The organism is Pseudomonas sp. B2021 (assembly GCF_018135665.1).
In the GTDB taxonomy this organism is placed as follows: domain Bacteria; phylum Pseudomonadota; class Gammaproteobacteria; order Pseudomonadales; family Pseudomonadaceae; genus Aquipseudomonas; species Aquipseudomonas lactis.
Genome location: NZ_SMOF01000001.1, coordinates 5,896,686 through 5,913,897 on the forward strand (window position 1 = coordinate 5,896,686; position 17,212 = coordinate 5,913,897).

Annotated in this window: 17 protein-coding genes; 4 read left to right on the forward strand and 13 right to left on the reverse strand. The window is 61.2% G+C overall.

All coding sequences use genetic code 11. The features are described 5' to 3' along the window. From E1K68_RS26735 to abc-f, 4 genes are all read right to left on the reverse strand, one after another. A complete protein-coding gene (locus E1K68_RS26735) occupies positions 1-1,896 on the reverse strand; it encodes an FTR1 family protein (protein WP_212614845.1) in 1,896 nt (631 codons plus the stop codon). Positions 1,897-2,097: 201 nt separating this feature from the next. Next, positions 2,098-2,730 (reverse strand): LysE family transporter, encoded by a 633-nt coding sequence (locus E1K68_RS26740; protein WP_003195369.1) that lies wholly within the window; start codon positions 2,728-2,730, stop codon positions 2,098-2,100. Positions 2,731-2,898: 168 nt separating this feature from the next. Beyond that, on the reverse strand, positions 2,899-3,465 hold the full coding sequence (locus tag E1K68_RS26745; RefSeq protein ID WP_003195372.1) for a mechanosensitive ion channel family protein: 567 nt from the start codon (positions 3,463-3,465) through the stop codon (positions 2,899-2,901). After that, positions 3,465-5,375: a ribosomal protection-like ABC-F family protein gene (abc-f, locus tag E1K68_RS26750; RefSeq protein WP_057710204.1), complete on the reverse strand. Its 1,911-nt coding sequence runs from the start codon at positions 5,373-5,375 to the stop codon at positions 3,465-3,467. Before abc-f ends, E1K68_RS26745 begins: the two co-directional genes overlap by 1 nt. Positions 5,376-5,425: 50 nt before the next feature. On the opposite strand from abc-f, the gene E1K68_RS26755 reads away from it, so the two are divergent. Continuing rightward, positions 5,426-5,890: a TIGR02444 family protein gene (locus tag E1K68_RS26755; protein ID WP_212614846.1), complete on the forward strand. Its 465-nt coding sequence runs from the start codon at positions 5,426-5,428 to the stop codon at positions 5,888-5,890. Here the strand turns inward: E1K68_RS26755 and E1K68_RS26760 are convergent. Continuing rightward, positions 5,887-6,804: an AlgP family protein gene (locus E1K68_RS26760; RefSeq protein WP_212614847.1), complete on the reverse strand. Its 918-nt coding sequence runs from the start codon at positions 6,802-6,804 to the stop codon at positions 5,887-5,889. The two genes, E1K68_RS26755 and E1K68_RS26760, sit on opposite strands and share 4 nt — an antisense overlap. A 192-nt stretch (positions 6,805-6,996) precedes the next feature. Here E1K68_RS26760 and E1K68_RS26765 point away from each other — a divergent pair, with 192 nt between their 5' ends. Then, positions 6,997-7,674: an FKBP-type peptidyl-prolyl cis-trans isomerase gene (locus tag E1K68_RS26765; RefSeq protein WP_212614848.1), complete on the forward strand. Its 678-nt coding sequence runs from the start codon at positions 6,997-6,999 to the stop codon at positions 7,672-7,674. Between the two features lie 52 nt (positions 7,675-7,726). Here E1K68_RS26765 and E1K68_RS26770 read toward each other — a convergent pair whose 3' ends face one another. The 7 genes from E1K68_RS26770 to E1K68_RS26795 form a co-directional block, all read right to left on the reverse strand. Continuing rightward, complete coding sequence (locus E1K68_RS26770) at positions 7,727-8,185, reverse strand: Rsd/AlgQ family anti-sigma factor (RefSeq protein WP_003195380.1); 459 nt, start codon at positions 8,183-8,185, stop codon at positions 7,727-7,729. A gap of 209 nt (positions 8,186-8,394) precedes the next feature. Further along, on the reverse strand, positions 8,395-8,916 hold the full coding sequence (locus E1K68_RS26775; protein ID WP_003195382.1) for a disulfide bond formation protein B: 522 nt from the start codon (positions 8,914-8,916) through the stop codon (positions 8,395-8,397). 235 nt (positions 8,917-9,151) lie between these two features. Continuing rightward, the gene (locus E1K68_RS26780) at positions 9,152-10,393 is read right to left on the reverse strand and encodes a heme biosynthesis protein HemY (protein ID WP_003195384.1); all 1,242 of its coding nucleotides are present in this window, start codon (positions 10,391-10,393) and stop codon (positions 9,152-9,154) included. A 5-nt stretch (positions 10,394-10,398) separates the two neighbouring features. Continuing rightward, entirely contained in the window at positions 10,399-11,514 is a 1,116-nt protein-coding gene (locus E1K68_RS28005; protein ID WP_034134043.1) for a uroporphyrinogen-III C-methyltransferase, read from the reverse strand. Positions 11,515-11,532: 18 nt separating this feature from the next. Beyond that, complete coding sequence (locus E1K68_RS28010; RefSeq protein ID WP_003195388.1) at positions 11,533-12,291, reverse strand: uroporphyrinogen-III synthase; 759 nt, start codon at positions 12,289-12,291, stop codon at positions 11,533-11,535. Beyond that, on the reverse strand, positions 12,288-13,229 hold the full coding sequence (gene hemC / locus E1K68_RS26790) for a hydroxymethylbilane synthase (protein ID WP_003195391.1): 942 nt from the start codon (positions 13,227-13,229) through the stop codon (positions 12,288-12,290). The genes E1K68_RS28010 and hemC overlap by 4 nt, the downstream gene beginning before the upstream one ends. Before the next feature lie 138 nt (positions 13,230-13,367). Beyond that, complete coding sequence (locus E1K68_RS26795; protein WP_034134045.1) at positions 13,368-14,114, reverse strand: LytTR family DNA-binding domain-containing protein; 747 nt, start codon at positions 14,112-14,114, stop codon at positions 13,368-13,370. Positions 14,115-14,615: 501 nt separating this feature from the next. On the opposite strand from E1K68_RS26795, the gene argH reads away from it, so the two are divergent. Next, a complete protein-coding gene (gene argH, locus E1K68_RS26800) occupies positions 14,616-16,010 on the forward strand; it encodes an argininosuccinate lyase (protein WP_003195396.1) in 1,395 nt (464 codons plus the stop codon). A gap of 101 nt (positions 16,011-16,111) precedes the next feature. Here argH and E1K68_RS26805 read toward each other — a convergent pair whose 3' ends face one another. After that, entirely contained in the window at positions 16,112-16,771 is a 660-nt protein-coding gene (locus tag E1K68_RS26805) for a glutathione S-transferase (RefSeq protein WP_057710199.1), read from the reverse strand. Between the two features lie 125 nt (positions 16,772-16,896). Here E1K68_RS26805 and E1K68_RS26810 point away from each other — a divergent pair, with 125 nt between their 5' ends. Continuing rightward, positions 16,897-17,181: a hypothetical protein gene (locus E1K68_RS26810; protein WP_212614849.1), complete on the forward strand. Its 285-nt coding sequence runs from the start codon at positions 16,897-16,899 to the stop codon at positions 17,179-17,181. Positions 17,182-17,212 lie beyond the last annotated feature (31 nt).

The following is a 17,212-nucleotide window of genomic DNA, read 5'->3' on the forward strand; positions in this document are numbered from 1 at the left end:
CTACGCCGCCACCCGGCGCTTTTCGGTCAGGCGGCTACGGCCATACAACACCACAATCGCCAGGATCGCCACGGCCTGTGCCCCCAACGAGTACGCATCGGCGTGGATGCCCAGCCAGTCGAAGTCAAAGAACGCCACCGGCCGCGTGCCAAAGATGCCCGCTTCCTGCAAGGCCTTCACACCGTGCCCGGCGAACACTACCGACAACGCACACAGCAACGCGGCATTGATGCCGAAGAACAGCGCCAGGGGCAGCTTCGCCGAACCGCGCAGGATCACCCAGGCCAGGCCCACCAGCAGCACCAGCGCCGTGGCACCACCGGCCAGCACCGCGTTGTGCCCGGCAGGGCCGGCCTGCAGCCACAGGGTTTCGTAGAACAGGATTACTTCGAACAGTTCGCGGTACACCGAGAAGAACGCCAGCACGGCAAAACCGAAACGCCCACCGCCGCCCACCAGGCTGCTCTTGATGTAGTCCTGCCAGGCTGCCGCGTGACGCCGGTCGTGCATCCACACGCCGAGCCACAGCACCATCACACTGGCGAACAACGCCGTGCAGCCTTCAAGCAACTCACGCTGGGCACCGCTGACGTCAATGACATAGGCCGCCAAAGCCCAGGTACCCAAGCCTGCCAACAGCGCCAGGCCCCAGCCGACGTTGACGCTGCGCACCGCCGATTGCTGGCCGGTGTTACGCAGGAAGGCGAGGATCGCTGCCAGCACCAGAATCGCTTCCAGACCTTCGCGCAGCAGGATCAGCAGGCCAGAGATATAGCTCAACGACCAGCTCAGGCCATCGCCGCCCAGCAAACCAGCCGATTCAGTGAGTTTGCCTTTGGCTGCATCCAAGCGCTGCTGCACCTGCTCGATAGGCAAACCGTCCTGCAACGATTGCCGATAAGCCATCAGCGCCTTCTCGGTGTCTTTGCGCACATTGGCATCGACGTTATCCAGGGAGCTTTCCACCAGCTCGAAGCCTTCCAGGTAGGCCGCGACGGACAGATCATAAGCCTGCTCGTGGTCGCCGTTGCGAAAGGCTGCGAGGCTCTTGTCCAGGGTGGCGGCGGTGTAATCGAGCAACTGCGCGGGGCCACGCTGAACCTGCGGCGGCTGCGCACGCTGGGCGCGGAATGTCGCCGCAGCGCCAGGGCCGTCAGCGGCGAGCACTTCATTGGGGGTCTGGCGGGCCAGGTCGGCGAGGTTGAATGTCTGCTCGCCTTTCGCGGCGGCCGGGTCGGCCGTGAAGCCGGCGATATAGGTTGCCAGGTCCCAGCGCTGGCGGTCGTCCAGTTGGTCAGCGAACGACGGCATGTCGGTGCCTTCGACGCCCAGGCCGAGGGTGTTGTAGATCGCATAGAGGCTCAAGCGATCCAGGCGTGTGGCATCGCGCAGGTTAGCGGGTGGCGGCGTCATGCCCATGCCTGCGGGGCCATCGCCGGCACCTGCTGTGCCGTGGCACACCGAACAATGCTGGGCGTAGAGCGGCGCGCCTCGGGTCGGGTCCGGCGTGATGGCCGGGGCCTGGCTGACTTCATACGCCACGGCCAGCTTGGCGCCCAATTGACGGGCCTGGCGGGCAACGCTCGCTCCATCCTGGTGTGCAGTGACTGCGGCCAGCAGTTCATCAACGCCCTTTATCAGCTCGGCGCGCTCGGGTTTGTCTGGCAAATCAGCCACAAGCCCCTGCAACACCCCGAGAAATTCCACTTGTTCACGGTATTCCGAGTCATCTACCACCTTGCCCGCCTCCACCGTCGGTGGGTAGTCGGCGCCAATGTAGTCCAGCAAATGCAGGGCTTGCGGCGCGCCCTCGGCGGTCGCGGCCAACAGATTGGAGCTGCACGACAGCAACGCCGGCAACAGCAGCCAGGCGAGAAAGCGGAAAGGGGCGGTCATGAATGAATCTCAAGTGGAAATACGAAGTAACACTATTGTTGAGCTTTAATGGATTCGACTCAAGGTGTTATTTCATATCACTACAAAACGAGTGTGGGAGCGGGGTTGCTCGCGAATGCGGTGCTTCAGTCACTATTTCCTTTGACTGACACACCGCATTCGCGAGCAAGCCCGCTCCCACATTTTTGGTCCGTCGCTTGGTCAGGCCGTGGCGCGATGCAGGCTCGCCAGGAAACCGGCAGCGCCGACAAACAAGCCAGCAAAGGTGCGGTTTACGCGTTTCTGTTGTTTGGGTGTACGCAACAGGCGCAAGACTTTCGACGCCAACCCTGTGTAGCCCGCCATCACGATCATATCGACGCTGATCATGGTTGCACCCAGGATCAGGTACTGGACCAACAACGGCGCCTGCGGGTTCACGAACTGCGGCAGCACCGCCAGCATGAATACCAGCGCCTTGGGGTTGCTGGCGTTGACCAGAAAACCGCGGAACATCATCGCCATCGGTTTGCCAATGGGGCGTACGGCGGCGTCGTCGGTCATGTCCATGGGCAAAGCGCGCCATTGCTTGATGGCCAGGTACACGAGGTAGGCCACGCCGAACCATTTGATCGCATAGAACGCAGTAGACGAGGCCGCCAGAATGGCTCCCAGACCACCCGCAACCACGGCAATCTGCATCGCCAGGCCCAGTTGCAGGCCGATGGCGTTCCAGTAGCCACGCACAAAACCGTACTGCAGGCCGCTGGACATTGAGGCGATGGCGCCGGCGCCAGGAGAAAGGGAGATGATCCAACTGGCCAGGAAAAAGGCCAGCCATGTATCGAGAGCCATTGCACACCTCGTAAGGGAGTTAGCGGTTGTGCCTTAAGCTAACTCCTGCAACCAAAGGCTGGCTATAGATTTCTGTAGGAGCGAGCGTGCTCGCGAAGAACGTCAACGATAACGCGGGCAAACTGGATGAACGCGGCGCTCTCAGGTTCTTCGCGAGCAAGCTCGCTCCTACAGGATGTTGGTGCCAGAGCCGGGCCAACGGCGTACCGAACGCTGGAAGAACAGGCTATTGGGCACCTGCACCATCGCGCTGTTGGTCCCGGCTTCCTCGACTTCGATCAGCGTGGTGTAGAGCAAGTTGATCGCCACGACCCGGCCCTTCACGCCCGGCTTGTCGACGGTGTCCACCAACTCGACGATATCACCCAGGCGAAACGGCCCGACGGTAAAGATCAGGATCGCGCACAGCAGGTTGGACAGCACCGACCACATGGCGAAAAACGCCACGGCCGCCACCGCGACAAAGCCCGACAGGGCGGTCCACAGCACCGTGGCGGACACACCCAGGCGGCCCAGCACAAAGATCAGCGCACTGCCCATGATCAGCCAGCGCAAGCCGCCGCGCAGGGGCATCAGCAATTGCGGCGGGAACGGGTAGCGCTCGCCCAGGCGTGTCAGGCCTTTGGCGACGAAGCGCTGGGCTAGGTAGCCAGCCAGCAGGATCAGCAGGATTTGCACGCCGATCCAGATGGGCTCGATCCATTGCACCGGTACTGGCAATTGCAACGCTTCCATCAGGACAGCGCCTCCAGTTGCGCTTGCAGGGTTTCGAGCAATTCGAGGGCCTCCATCCAGGTTTCCTCCAATTGCCCCTCGCGCACCTTGAGCTTGGCCTGTTCGGCCAACAGGTCACGCAGTTCATCCTTGCGCGCCGCCTCGTAGACGGCGCTGTCGCCCAGGCTGGCTTCGATCTTGGCCAGGCGCTCATGCACCTTGCCCAGCTCGGCTTCCAGCTTGTCGGCTTCGCGCTTGTGCGGTGCCAACTGCTGGCGCAGCGCGGCGGCGGCCTGGCGCTGGGCTTTCTTGTCGGTCTTGTCCGGGTTGACCGGCGTGTTGCTGGCCGGCGCATTGCGCAGGCGGTATTCGGTCAGCCAGCGCGCGTAGTCGTCCAGGTCGCCATCGAACTCTTCGACCTTGCCGTCGGCCACCAGCAGGAAGTTGTCGGTGGTGCTCTTGAGCAGGTGACGGTCGTGAGACACCACCAATACCGCACCGCTGAATTCCTGCAGGGCCATGGTCAGCGCCAGGCGCATCTCCAGGTCCAGGTGGTTGGTCGGTTCGTCGAGCAACAGCAGGTTGGGCCGGTCCCAGGCGATCAGGGCCAGGGCCAGGCGGGCTTTTTCGCCACCGGAGAAGTTCAGCACGGGCTCGTCGATACGCGCGCCACGGAAGTCGAAACCGCCGAGGAAGTCGCGCAGGGTCTGCTCGCGCTCGGCTGGCGCCAGGCGTTGCAGGTGCAACAGCGGGCTGGCCTTAGCGTCCAGCGAGTCCAGTTGGTGCTGGGCGAAGTAACCCACCACCGTGTTCTCGCCACGAGTGAGGCGACCGGCCAGCGGCTCAAGCTCACCCGAGAGGTTCTTGATCAGTGTCGACTTGCCGGCGCCGTTCGGGCCGAGCAAACCGATGCGGGCGCCCGGCGTGAGCTGCAGCTTAACCTTCTCCAGGATGGTTTTGTCGCCGTAGCCCAGGCGAGCGTCCGAGAGGTCCAACAGCGGGCTGGAGATCTTCACCGACTCACGGAAGACAAAGTCGAACGGCGAATCGACGTGGGCCGCCGACAGCTCTTCCATGCGTTCCAGGGCCTTGATCCGGCTCTGCGCCTGGCGGGCCTTGGTGGCCTGGGCCTTGAACCTGGCGATGTAGCTTTCCATGTGCGCACGTTGCGCCTGTTGCTTTTCAAAGGCCTGTTGCTGCTGGGCCAGGCGTTCGGCGCGAGCGCGTTCGAACGCGGTATAGCCGCCACGGTAAAGGGTGATTTTCTTCTGTTCGACATGGGCGATGTTATCGACCACGGCGTCGAGGAAATCCCGGTCGTGGGAGATCAGCAGCAAGGTGCCCTGGTAACTCTTGAGGAAGTCTTCCAACCACAGGATCGCATCGAGGTCCAAGTGGTTGGTCGGCTCGTCGAGCAGCAACAGGTCCGACGGACACATCAGCGCTTGGGCCAGGTTCAGGCGCATGCGCCAGCCGCCGGAGAAATCGGCGACCGGACGGTCCATCTGCTCGTTGGTAAACCCAAGGCCGGCAAGCATCTTGCGAGCGCGGGCGTCGGCGGTATAGCCGTCGGCGCTGTCCAGCTCCGAGTGCAGGCGCGCCTGGGCGGCACCGTCCTGGGCTTTTTCGGCTTCGGCGAGGTCGTGTTGCACCTGGCGCAGGCGCAGGTCGCCATCGAGCACGTAGTCGATGGCGATGCGGTCCAGGGTGTCGATCTCCTGGCGCATATGGGCAATGCGCCAGTCGGCCGGCAGCAGGCAGTCCCCGGAATCCGGGGTCAGCTCACCCAGCAACAAGGCGAACAACGTGGATTTGCCGGCGCCGTTGGCACCGATCAGGCCGGCTTTGTGACCGGCGTGCAGGGTCAGCTCGGCGTCTTCAAGAAGACGTTGCGGGCCACGCTGTAATGTTAGGCTTTGAAGTCGGATCATAATGGCGGCGGAGTCTACCAGCTTCGTTGGCCGCTGGCTTGGGTGTGAATATGTACGCTGACCTGTGGAGCTTTGCCCTTTCGACCTATGCTCTCCCGGGCGTGGAGGCCGCGTGCCTGCGCTTGCAGGAGCAAGGTGCAGACGTGTGCCTGTTGTTGTGTGGTGCTTGGCTGGAGCAACGAGGTGTGGCGTACAAGCCCGAACGCGTTCAGGCATTGCAACAGATCGCTCAGCCGTGGCGGGTGCAGGTAGTCGAACCGTTGCGACAAATGCGCGTGCAATGGCGCGCCTTGGCCCAGCAGGATGCGCAATTGGCATCTCTACGCGAGCAGATCAAGACACTGGAGCTGGAGGCCGAAAGAACGCTGCTGGCACGCTTGGAAGCGCTGGCGCAGGCATGGCCGATCAATGAGGTGCCGGGTCAGCAAGAATGGCGTGAAGGCCTGGCGACCGAAGCCGCCAACCTTGACCACGACGCGCTGCTGCAATTGCGCGTCATGGCCACCAACACTTAGGAAGCGCTGGTTGGGGTGGTGCTTGGCGCTACCGGTGCAGGAGTGCTGCTGGCCGATGCAGTTGGAGCGGTGGCTGCTGCCGGGGTGGCAGTGGGGGCTGCTGGCGTGGCTGGCTTGGCGGGCGCTGGCTTGGCAGTTGGCTTCGCGGCCGGTTTTGCGGCAGCAGGTTTAGCAGCTGGCTTGGCGGCTGGTTTGGCAGCAGCAGTTTTAGCGGCTGGCTTCACAGCTGGTTTGGCAGCAGCAGGTTTAGCAGCTGGCTTTGCAGCTGGTTTGGCGGCAGCAGTTTTAGCAGCTGGCTTCGCGGCTGGTTTGGCTGCAGCAGTTTTAGCAGCTGGCTTCGCGGCTGGTTTGGCAGCAGCGGTTTTAGCGACTGGCTTGGCAGCTGGTTTGGCAGCAGCCGTTCTAGCAGTTGGCTTCGCGGCTGGTTTGGCAGCAGCGGTTTTAGCGGCTGGCTTGGCAGCTGGTTTGGCAGCAGCAGTTTTAGCAGTTGGCTTGGCGGCTACTTTTGCAGGCGTACGAGCACCCAGTGCTTTAGCTACGGCTTCCTTCACACGGCCAACACCTTGGGCCAGTTTCAGGCTTTCTTGAGCGTCTTTTTTGAGTTGGGAAATGTAGCTGCGGGTTTCGGCTTGGCGATCCTTGAGAGCATCCAGCAGCTCTTCAAGTTCTTTGACCGCACCTTTGGCTTTGGCTTGTGCCTTGGACTTGCCGGCAGTGGCGGCGTCTTGCAGTTTGGTACGGGACTTGTGCAGTTTTTCTTGCGCTTTACCGCGCTGCTTTTCCAGTTTGGCGAGCAGTTTTTCTGCATCAGCCAAGGCTTGGGAGCACGCGCTTTCCAGATGTTCGAGCAGGCTGCCCGAAAGTTGTTGGAGCAAGTGCAACGGGGTATTTACAGGCTTCTGTTTGGCCGACATGGTTTACCTCCTGGCTGACGTGGGTGCGGCTCATACTAGCCCTCTGCTCTTACCGCCGCTAGGGCATGTTGACAGTATCCTTTGCCTTGCGTTGCACAGTGCGAAAATTCTTATCGATATAACGGAAAACCACGCCACTTTTTACGCACTCGCACTGGCATAATCCGTCGCACTTTCGCCGGGAGAATGACCATGTCGCGTTACCTTTTTCTAGTGTTCGGCTTGGCGATCTGCGTGGCCGATGCAAGCGAGCAACCCTCGTCAAACACCACCGCCGCAACCCCGTACGATCTTGCCTATAGCCTGGGCGCAAGCCTTGGCGAACGGTTGCGCCAGGAAGTCCCCGACCTGCAGATACAGGCTCTGCTCGACGGACTCAAACAAGCCTACCAAGGCAAACCACTGGCGCTGGATAACGCGCGCATCGAACAGATCCTCTCCCAGCATGAAGCGCAGAACACCGCCGACGCCCAACTGCCGCAAAGCGAAAAAGCACTGGCCGCCGAACAGCAATTTCTCACTCGGGAAAAAGCCGCCGCCGGCGTTCGTCAGCTAGCCGACGGTATCCTGCTCACCGAGCTGGCACCGGGCACTGGCAACAAGCCGTTGGCCAGCGATGAAGTACAGGTGAAATACGTGGGCCGACTGCCTGACGGGACTGTCTTCGACAAAAGTACGCAACCGCAATGGTTTCGCGTCAACAGCGTGATCAGCGGTTGGAGCAGTGCATTGCAACAGATGCCGGTGGGTGCGAAATGGCGCCTGGTGATTCCTTCGGCCCAGGCCTATGGCGCAGACGGCGCAGGTGAGTTGATCCCACCCTATACGCCGCTGGTGTTCGAAATCGAACTGCTCGGCACTCGCCACTGACCCATAAAAAAACGGTGCGACATGCGCACCGTTTTTTATCTCGCCATCAGCTTCAAGCCTGGGTGGCGGGCTCTTCTTTATGAGCGTTGTGCAGCACTTCGATCAAGCAATCTTCCAGTTCGAAACGCTCATGCAACAGCGCGCCCAATTCCTTGAATTTTTCCGCAACACATTTCCCGGCATCACACAGGTCGGTGAACGCCAGCAGCTTTTCAGTAATCACATCGATGCGCGGGTAAATCGTCTCGGCCAACTCCAGGCCACGCTGATCATCGAAGGCTTCGGCCTCCTTGGTCAGTTGCTCGTAGACGCCGAAATGGCCGGCAGACACGTAGTCCACCAGCACACCGCAGAATTCCTGCAATGTCTCGCGATTCTCGCCCAACGCTTCGGGCTTGGCGCCGAGAGCATCAAAGGCCCGAACCAGTTCGTGACGTGCCTTCAACCAGCTGTCGATCAGCTTGTGCACTCCACCCCAGCGTTCCTGAGCATTCTGACAACTTTCCAACATGATGATCTCTCTTCCCTATTGGGGCGCCGCAGCTCTGTACCTGCGCAACACTTCAAGGATGAAGCAGCAGACGGACAAGGCCGCGTCTGACAAGCGGTTTGGATAACGCGTGCGGGCCAGATTATGCCCGCATGACTATGGCTTCAAGGTACGCAGGAGAGAATGTTCATACAAGTGTTTAATCCGCTCCTACAACCTGAGTCTCGTTTTCAATGCACTGCGAGGCGCAAATGCCTGCCGAACAACAACCGTGATACCTGCATGAGCCCCAGGATCAGCATCGCGACGAAGAACAACAGGCTCCACTCAGGCAGGCTCAGGTCAAATAGCGTCCAGTTGATTTCGACACAATCGACCGTGCCATTGAACACCGAGCGCATGGCCTGCCAGACAGACAGGCTTTCAAGCATGTGCTGCAGACTGGGCCAGCAATCCCCCACCTGACTTGCCGGCCTGTTCTGCAACAGGACTTGCCGGCCTGCGGTGATGGCGCCCAGCAACGCACAGCCCATACTCGCCAACCCATAAAGGCAAAGGCCGGAACGCCCAGGTTTGTGAAGCACGGCAATCAGGTTGATCAATGCAAAAGACGCGAGGAACAGGCGCTGTACCTGGCATAGAAAACACGGTCGTAGCAGCGCGCCGTATTGAAGGTAGAAAGACGCGCCCAACGTCAGCGCACCCGCCATGAACGCCAGGAAAAACAAAGAGCGTAAAGGGGCCAAAGACATTGTTTATCCGCACTGCAAGAGATAGGTCGCTACGGTAGAGGAAAGGCCCGACCCCTTTCAATACGCCCTAGAGCAGACATTTCCTCGAAAACATAAGGACATCCCGCCACGAGCCCGAGGAAATTCAGTTACAACAAGTAGGAATTAGCAACAAGGCCAGTTAAACCGAGTGTTTGCAGGGTTTGAAGGATCGGGGGCGGATCGGTCCGAGCCAATCCACTCACCCTTTCCTACTTTAAACTCGCGCAGGCACCGGCAGCGGCGAGGACAGCAGACGATTGTCGAGCAACCCCAAGCCTTCCTGAAACAGCTGGTTGCTGCGCTCGGTGTCGCCCAATTGGGCCAGCAGCCGAGCCAATTCGGCGCAGGCTTCGGGATTGCGTTGTACTTGCAGGCTGCTTTCCAGATAATCCCGCGCCTTGCCCCACAGACTGTTTTGCAGGCACAGACGACCCAGCGTCAGCAGCAGGCTGGCATCGCCTGGATGGTCCTTGAGCCAGCCTTCGGCAAACTTCAATTGACGCGCAGGGTCACTGCCGCGCAGCAGGCCATACAGCCGGATCAAGTGACTGTCGTAACCGCGCTTGAGCGCACCACGCAGCACTTCTTCGGCCTTGGCATCGGCGCCCAATCGACGCAGTTGGTCGGCATACGCCAATACCAGTTGTGGCTGTTGGCGCTGGGCAGCGGTCAGTTGCTCCCATGCGCGCTCCAAGGACTGCAACCCCGCCTCGCCTTGCTCTTCACGCTGGGCCGCCAGGCTCAGGTTCTCGCCCCACGCGCGGCGCTCCAGCTCGGCCAGCTCATTGGCGGGCAAGACTTTGTCCTTGCGCAGTTCCGGCAGCAGGCGAATCACCGACGACCAATCGCCACGCTGCTGATGCAGGCGTTGCAACTGTCGCAGCACTTGCGCGTTATGCGGATGACGCTCATGCATCGCCTGAAGGGTGACCAGAGCGCCTTCCGTATCGCCACGATCCATCTGCAATTGCGCATGGCTCAGTGCAATGGCCAGTTCGGCCTGGGGCTGGCGCTCCAGCGCGCGCTCCAGCAAACCGTCGGATTCCTCATAACGACCCTGCTCATTCGCCGCACGGGCCGCGCCGATGTAATACAGCAAAGGTTGACGCTCTGCTTCGGCGGCGCGGTGCAGGTGGCGTTCGGCGCTGGCCCAGCGGCCCTCGGCGAGGTCCATCTGGCCTTGCTCGATAGCAATCTGCACACGACGGCTGCGGTTGCGTCGTGACCAAGGGTTGACCACGCCACCGGATGTGGTAACCAGGCTCCACAACACACGAATCAGGTAAATCGCCAGGCCAATGGCGAACAGCGCCACCAATGTCGCCCACAGGCTTGATTCGTAATGCAGCAAGTGAGGATAGGTAATCAACACGTAGCCGGTGTGCTTCGAAATGCCCACGCCCAGGGCCAGGGCGAGCGCAATTGCGAGCACCAGGATCACATAGAAACGCTTCATCAGCTCTACTCCTGGGTCGCCGGTTTGCCAGCCGAGGCCTTGGCTTCGTCGGCAGACAGATGACGACGCTCAAGGTACGCCTGCACAGCAGCCAGGCTCGCGGCCAGGTCAGGCGTGACCACCGACACGGCCTTGGGCTCGAGCTCGGCAATACGCGCCAGCATCGCCTTGCTCTGCGGGTTGTCCTGGTTGAAGTTGTCCTGCAACACGCTGCGCGCTTCTCCCAGCGAGCGGCTGTACACCGCCGCCTCGCCGTTAAGCGCAGCCCACTGGGCTTGCTCCAGCGCCAGGCTCAAGGCCAGGCGCACTTGGTTCAGACCTTGGCCTGCCAACAATGGGCGAATGTTGTCATCCGGGTTGAAGTCGATGCGGAAGTAACGGGAAATCTGCTCCCACCATTGGCTCAACTGGTTCTGCGTATCGCTGGTGGGACGCCCCTGGGAAGCGGGCTCGGTGAGCTGATACTCTGGGGCAATCGCCGCCAGTTGCACCACTTGGTCACGCAAGGCGGCCAGTTGCAGGTACAGGCCGGTACGGTCCGGTTGCTCGGTGCTGCGCAGCGCGGCCAGGCTCTTGGCCAGTTGCTCGCGTGCGGCGAAAGACCCTGGGTCGCTCTGCTCGCGAAGAATCTCGTCGGCCCCCTGGACCAGCGACTGAGCGCTGTTGATGTCTTGCAAGGCGGACAAACGCAAGCTGGCCAGACGGATCAGATGCTCGGCCTCGGCCAGGCGCCAGTCCTTGCGGCTGGCACCCAACACGGTTTCCAGACGCTGGTTGAGGCGCTGCTGATCACCCTGTAACTGAGTGACCAGACGGCGACGTTCTTCCAGCTCATCCGCACCCGGCAACTGCGCCAGGCGGGCGGCCAACTGTTGCTGGCCTTGCTTGAGGCTCTGGGACTGGTCATCCAGGGTCTGCACCTGGCCCAGCTGGTGCTGGCTGCTGGCTTGCAGGGCACGGACCTGCCAGATCCCCCAACCGCCGGCGGCTACGCCCGCAGCGCCCAACAGCAAGGCGACGATGGCCAGGCCATTGCCACGGCGTGGCGCGCTGACCGGTGTCTCGACCGGCGCATCAAGCGCGGGCTGAGCTTCATCTTTAGGCAAGGCTGTTTCGCTCACGTATCCGTCCTTTGCGTATCAGAGAGTGGGAACGGGATAGCTCCCTAACGCCACTAACAAAGCCGCGGCACTCGCACCGCGACAATCCACAACTTTTTCTGCACCCGCGGCCCGCGCCATTTCATATACACGCGGGCTTGGCACGAACAACGGCAGCTGTGCCACCTCTGGCCAATCGGGGCCGGCCAACGCGTGCAAGTGTAAAAAACCCTGCCCACTGCTGACCACCAGGCCGTTCAAGCGTTCCAACTGGATGCGTTGCATCAGCGCGCCCTTCTCATACACTGGAAGAAAACGCCGATACAATTCCAGGTAGTCGACACTAGCACCTTGCTCGCGTAAACGCTCTGCCAGCAACTCGCGCCCGCCCTCGCCACGCAGAATCAACACCCGGGCGCCCGGCACTGCAATAGCCTCGCGCAAGGCGGGCAGTTCAAGCAAGGCCTCGCTGTCATCGCCCGTGGCGGGACAGTGAACGTTAAGGCCATGATCGGCCAGTATCTGAGCCGTGGCCGCGCCGACACTGAACCAGGGCATTGGCGGCACACTGCCCCCCAACTGCTGCAACGCCAGGCGCGCGGCCGGCTTGCTCACCACGATGACGGCGCAATAGCGCGGCAGCGCGCCGAACACCGCGCGTTGCTCAGCGGTCACCGGCAAGGCTTCAGTCTCCAGCAAAGGCAGGCAGTTGCTGTGAATACCGCTCTGGGCTAATAACGCCGCCAGGGCCGTCGACTCCTCGGCAGGCCGCGTCAGCAGCACTCGCCAATCGGTCACTGCGGGCCGGCCTCGCCATAGACTTTTTGCAAAATGGCACCCGCGCCTTTTTCCAGCAACGCTTCGGCGACCTGAATCCCCAAGGCCGTGGCATCACGTTGCGGCCCACGCACCTCGGCGGTCAGCAGGTTACCGCCGTCCGGATCACCAACCAAGCCACGCAGCCACAGGTTCTCACCCTCGAGTACGGCATAGCAGGCGATGGGCACTTGGCAGCCACCGTTAAGGTGTTTGTTCAAGGCACGCTCGGCGGTGACGCGCACTTCGGTGTCTGCGTGATCGAGAGGTTTTAGCAGCGCATGAATTTCGCTGTCGGCGGTGCGGCATTCGATCCCGACTGCGCCCTGCCCGCCAGCCGGCAGGCTGTCTTCGACGCTGATGGCCGAGGTGATGCGGTCTTCAAAGCCCAGGCGGATCAAGCCGGCAGCGGCGAGGATGATCGCGTCGTATTCGCCGGCGTCGAGCTTGGCCAGGCGCGTGTTGACGTTGCCACGCAAAAAGCGGATCTGCAGGTCGGGACGCCGCGTCAGCAACTGGGCCTGGCGGCGCAGGCTGGAGGTGCCGACGATACTGCCCAGCGGCAATTCGTCCAGGGACGCGAAGGTGTTGGAAACAAAGGCGTCGCGCGGGTCTTCGCGCTCGCAGATGCAAAAAAGGCCCAGGCCTTCAGGAAAGTCCATGGGCACATCTTTCATCGAATGCACGGCGATATCGGCTTCGTTGTCCAGCAGCGCGGTTTCCAGCTCCTTGACGAACAGGCCCTTGCCGCCGATTTTCGACAGCGGCGAGTCCAGCAGCTTGTCGCCGCGACTGACCATGGGCACCAGGGATACCTTGAGGCCGGGATGGGCCTGCTCAAGGCGGGCTTTGACGTATTCGGCCTGCCACAAGGCCAGGGCGCTTTTACGGGTGGCGATGCGGATTTCGCGAGAGGACATGGATCAATCCGTACTGAATAGATACGGCGGATAATAACAGCTCAGGCAAATACGCTTTGATTTGAATCAGCAAGTGCGGGGCCTCCCTGGCCACGTCGCACCGGGATTAGGAATGCAGACCGCGCCGCAGCCCTTGGGCTAAAGCTGCTGCATCATCTTGCGCACGCCGGCGACATGGCGTCGGCTGACAATCAAGGCATCGCCATTGAGCCCCTTCAGGAATAGCTGAAAGTGCCCCAGGGGCGTGCGCTGCAGGCGCTCGATGCGTTCACGGGCGACCAGCGCATTGCGATGAATGCGCACGAAACGCTCGCCAAACTCGTCTTCAAGGGCCTTGAGCGGCTCATCGAGCAACACTTCACCGGTCTCGTGGCGCAAGGTCACGTATTTGTGATCGGCAATAAAGTAGACCACTTGGCCGAGTGGGATCAGCTCGATGCCCTTGCGGGTACGCGCACTGATATGGCTGCGTGGCCCGTTACCACTTTGCGCAGCCGGTTGCGTCAAGGCTGCCAGTTGGGCGCGGCTGGGGCGCTCAGCTTTTTTCAGGGCCTTGAGCAAAGCTTCGGCAGTGGCCGGCTTGACGAGAAAACTGACACCGCTGTCTTCCAGCGTCTGTGCAGAAAACTCATCCTGCGCCGCACACAACACCACGGCGGGCGGCGATTCGCGTTCGCTCAAGCGGGCGGCGACTTGCAGGCCGTCGAAGCCCGGCATGCGGATATCGAGCAGCACTACATCCGGCTTGTGGCTGTCGATCAGCGTCAACGCCTCTTCGCCGCTGGTGGCACTCGGTTCAAGGACTGTATAACCCTCGAGTTCACTGACCAGACGGCTCAGTCGCTCGCGGGCTTGGGGTTCGTCATCAACGATCAGGACATTCATATTGCGCTGGATTCCTGCGTGAGTCTCGCACAAGGATAGCGTAGACAGGTGCGGTGACTGACGTCACAGCGATCCACGCTAAGACTAGCGCGAGCGGCAAAAAGTGCCCTGAGAATGGCACCCAAATTTACCCGGACCTGTTCAATAGCGCCCAAGACCCGCTGCCTTCGGGCATCGTCGTAGGGTTCACTGATAAACAATCCGAATACCCCCCTGTTTAATGGATAGTCTGGTTATGACCGCATCACCCGACTTTGGTGCATTCACACACTATCAGTCCAACTGTAGACGCTCACTGAGGCGACATTGCCCAATCGTCAAATATCGTTTCAATAAGTACCTGCCCCCAGTCTCGTCCCGGATGCGGTCGGCGGCAAGGCACTTAGCCATCTCTTACACAAATAAAATTGCCGACCACCCGCAGCACCGCCTCCACGGGCAACCCTGTTATGATCGCCGGCACACCTTCATGCCTCTTTTAAGCAGATCACGAGCGAATCCATGAGCACCGACAAGACCAACCAGTCCTGGGGCGGCCGCTTCAGTGAACCCGTCGACGCCTTCGTCGCGCGCTTCACCGCCTCCGTCACCTTCGATCAACGCCTGTACCGCCACGACATCATGGGCTCCATCGCCCACGCCACGATGCTGGCCAAGGTCGGCGTGCTGACCGACGCCGAGCGTGACAGCATCATCGACGGCCTGACCACCATCCGCGGTGAGATCGAGGCAGGGACGTTCGACTGGCGCGTCGACCTGGAAGACGTGCACATGAACATCGAGGCACGCCTGACCGATCGCATCGGCGTGACCGGCAAAAAATTGCACACCGGTCGCAGCCGTAACGATCAGGTCGCCACCGATATCCGCCTGTGGCTGCGCGATGAGATCGACCTGATCCTGGGCGAAATCACCCGCCTGCAAAAAGGTTTGCTGGAGCAGGCCGAGCGTGAATCGGACACCATCATGCCCGGCTTCACTCACCTGCAGACCGCACAGCCTGTGACCTTCGGCCACCACCTGCTGGCCTGGTTCGAAATGCTCAGCCGCGACTACGAGCGCCTGGTCGATTGCCGCAAGCGCGCCAACCGTATGCCGTTGGGCAGCGCTGCACTGGCCGGCACCACCTACCCGATCGACCGTGAGTACACCGCACAACTGCTGGGCTTTGACGCCGTGGGCGGCAACTCACTTGACGGCGTGTCGGACCGGGACTTCGCCATCGAATTCTGCGCCGCGGCCAGCATCGCGATGATGCACCTGTCGCGCTTCTCCGAAGAACTGGTGCTGTGGACCAGCGCGCAATTTCAGTTCATCGACCTGCCGGACCGCTTCTGCACCGGCAGCTCGATCATGCCGCAAAAGAAAAACCCCGACGTGCCAGAGCTGGTGCGTGGCAAGAGTGGCCGTGTATTCGGCGCACTGATGGGCCTGCTGACCCTGATGAAAGGCCAACCACTGGCCTACAACAAGGACAACCAGGAAGACAAAGAGCCGCTGTTCGACGCCGCCGACACCCTGCGCGACTCGCTGCGCGCCTTTGCCGACATGATCCCGGCGATCAAGCCCAAGCACGCGATCATGCGTGAGGCGGCCCTGCGTGGTTTCTCCACCGCGACCGACCTGGCGGACTACCTGGTGCGCCGAGGCCTGCCGTTCCGTGATTGCCACGAAATCGTTGGCCACGCCGTGAAGTACGGTGTGGACACCGGCAAGGACCTGGCGGAAATGAGCCTGGAAGAACTGCGCCAGTTCAGCGACCAGATCGAGCAGGATGTGTTTGCCGTGCTGACCCTGGAAGGCTCGGTGAATGCCCGTAATCATGTGGGCGGCACTGCGCCGGCACAGGTCAAGGCAGCGGTCGTGCGCGGCAAAGAATTGCTCGCCAGCCGCTAAAAGCATCGCAGGCAAGCCAGCTCCCACATTTGATTGGGTTCACACATCAAAATGTGGGAGCTGGCTTGCCCGCGATGGCGCTCTTATCAGATGCCAAAGATTTATTTCTTGGCCGCAATCATCGCCATGAACGCTGGCATCGCCGCCTGCCTGTCCGCCTCTACCTTCTGCGCGTTGGGCATCTCATTCAGGCGCGCCAACAAGGTCTTCGCCTTCGGCAACTGCGCCAGCAGGTCCAACCCAAACAGCTTCTCGCCCACACCGCAGGCCAGGTTCAAGCTGTACATGAAATACAGGTCCGCGAGGGTGAAGCTCTCCCCTGCCACATAAGGCGCGAACTTAGCGTGCCGGCCTAACGTACCGATCCCAAGCAACAGCTCGGCCCTGGACTTTTCCTTGATCGCCTCCGGCACCGTCATGCCAAAAAAAGCCTCGGCGTAACACGCCCGCGCAGGCAGCTCGATGTACAGCTCGATCTCACGGCACAGCGCCAGCACCTGTGCCCGCGCAAACGGGTCGGCGGGCAGCAGCGCAGGGCCTTCCTGGCTCTGCTCCAGGTATTCGAGGATGACGCTGGTTTCGTTGATGAACCCCTGCTTCACACCCAGCACCGGCACTTTGCCGCGGGGGCTGACCGCCAAGGCTTCGGGGGTTTGCCCGGCGTAAAAAGGCACTTCTTCGAAGGGCAGTCCTTTCTCCAACAGCGCCAGCTTGACCATGTTGTAGTAGTTGCTGACCGAAAATCCGTAAAGCTTGAGCATTGCAAAGCCTCCAGGCCGGGTGTGGGGTTGGCTGCAAGAGTTATAGATCCTCGAGGCCACCCTGACCAGCAGCATCACCCACCTGAATGGGGGTAGACTGACGCCCTTTCCTTGAGGAGCCTGCCATGAGCGAGCCGACCGATATCGACAACGACGAAGAAGAATTCACCGAGACCACGCTGATCGAAGCCATCGAGAACCAGATCGAGAGCGATAACCCGCCAGCGGCCAAGGCTACGTTCAACAAACTGACCCTGGTGGGTTACGAGCGCGACGATATCCTCAATCTGATGGCTCACGTGCTGGCCTTCGAGATCGACGCCATGCTGGACGAGGACCGCGCTTTCAATACCGAGTGGTATGAAACGGCACTGCGGGCACTGCCCGAGCTGCCGCCGGAAAAGGAATAACCCCGGCACGCAGCAACACGCTGGACAGTTC

Bases quoted from the DNA above. Each gene is read 5' to 3' on its own strand.
- E1K68_RS26735 (WP_212614845.1), bottom strand. From the start codon at position 1,896: ATGACCGCCCCTTTCCGCTTTCTCGCCTGGCTGCTGTTGCCGGCGTTG.
- E1K68_RS26740 (WP_003195369.1), bottom strand. From the start codon at position 2,730: ATGGCTCTCGATACATGGCTGGCCTTTTTCCTGGCCAGTTGGATCATC.
- E1K68_RS26745 (WP_003195372.1), bottom strand. From the start codon at position 3,465: ATGGAAGCGTTGCAATTGCCAGTACCGGTGCAATGGATCGAGCCCATC.
- abc-f (WP_057710204.1), bottom strand. From the start codon at position 5,375: ATGATCCGACTTCAAAGCCTAACATTACAGCGTGGCCCGCAACGTCTT.
- E1K68_RS26755 (WP_212614846.1), top strand. From the start codon at position 5,426: ATGTACGCTGACCTGTGGAGCTTTGCCCTTTCGACCTATGCTCTCCCG.
- E1K68_RS26760 (WP_212614847.1), bottom strand. From the start codon at position 6,804: ATGTCGGCCAAACAGAAGCCTGTAAATACCCCGTTGCACTTGCTCCAA.
- E1K68_RS26765 (WP_212614848.1), top strand. From the start codon at position 6,997: ATGTCGCGTTACCTTTTTCTAGTGTTCGGCTTGGCGATCTGCGTGGCC.
- E1K68_RS26770 (WP_003195380.1), bottom strand. From the start codon at position 8,185: ATGTTGGAAAGTTGTCAGAATGCTCAGGAACGCTGGGGTGGAGTGCAC.
- E1K68_RS26775 (WP_003195382.1), bottom strand. From the start codon at position 8,916: ATGTCTTTGGCCCCTTTACGCTCTTTGTTTTTCCTGGCGTTCATGGCG.
- E1K68_RS26780 (WP_003195384.1), bottom strand. From the start codon at position 10,393: ATGAAGCGTTTCTATGTGATCCTGGTGCTCGCAATTGCGCTCGCCCTG.
- hemC (WP_003195391.1), bottom strand. From the start codon at position 13,229: ATGTCCTCTCGCGAAATCCGCATCGCCACCCGTAAAAGCGCCCTGGCC.
- E1K68_RS26795 (WP_034134045.1), bottom strand. From the start codon at position 14,114: ATGAATGTCCTGATCGTTGATGACGAACCCCAAGCCCGCGAGCGACTG.
- argH (WP_003195396.1), top strand. From the start codon at position 14,616: ATGAGCACCGACAAGACCAACCAGTCCTGGGGCGGCCGCTTCAGTGAA.
- E1K68_RS26805 (WP_057710199.1), bottom strand. From the start codon at position 16,771: ATGCTCAAGCTTTACGGATTTTCGGTCAGCAACTACTACAACATGGTC.
- E1K68_RS26810 (WP_212614849.1), top strand. From the start codon at position 16,897: ATGAGCGAGCCGACCGATATCGACAACGACGAAGAAGAATTCACCGAG.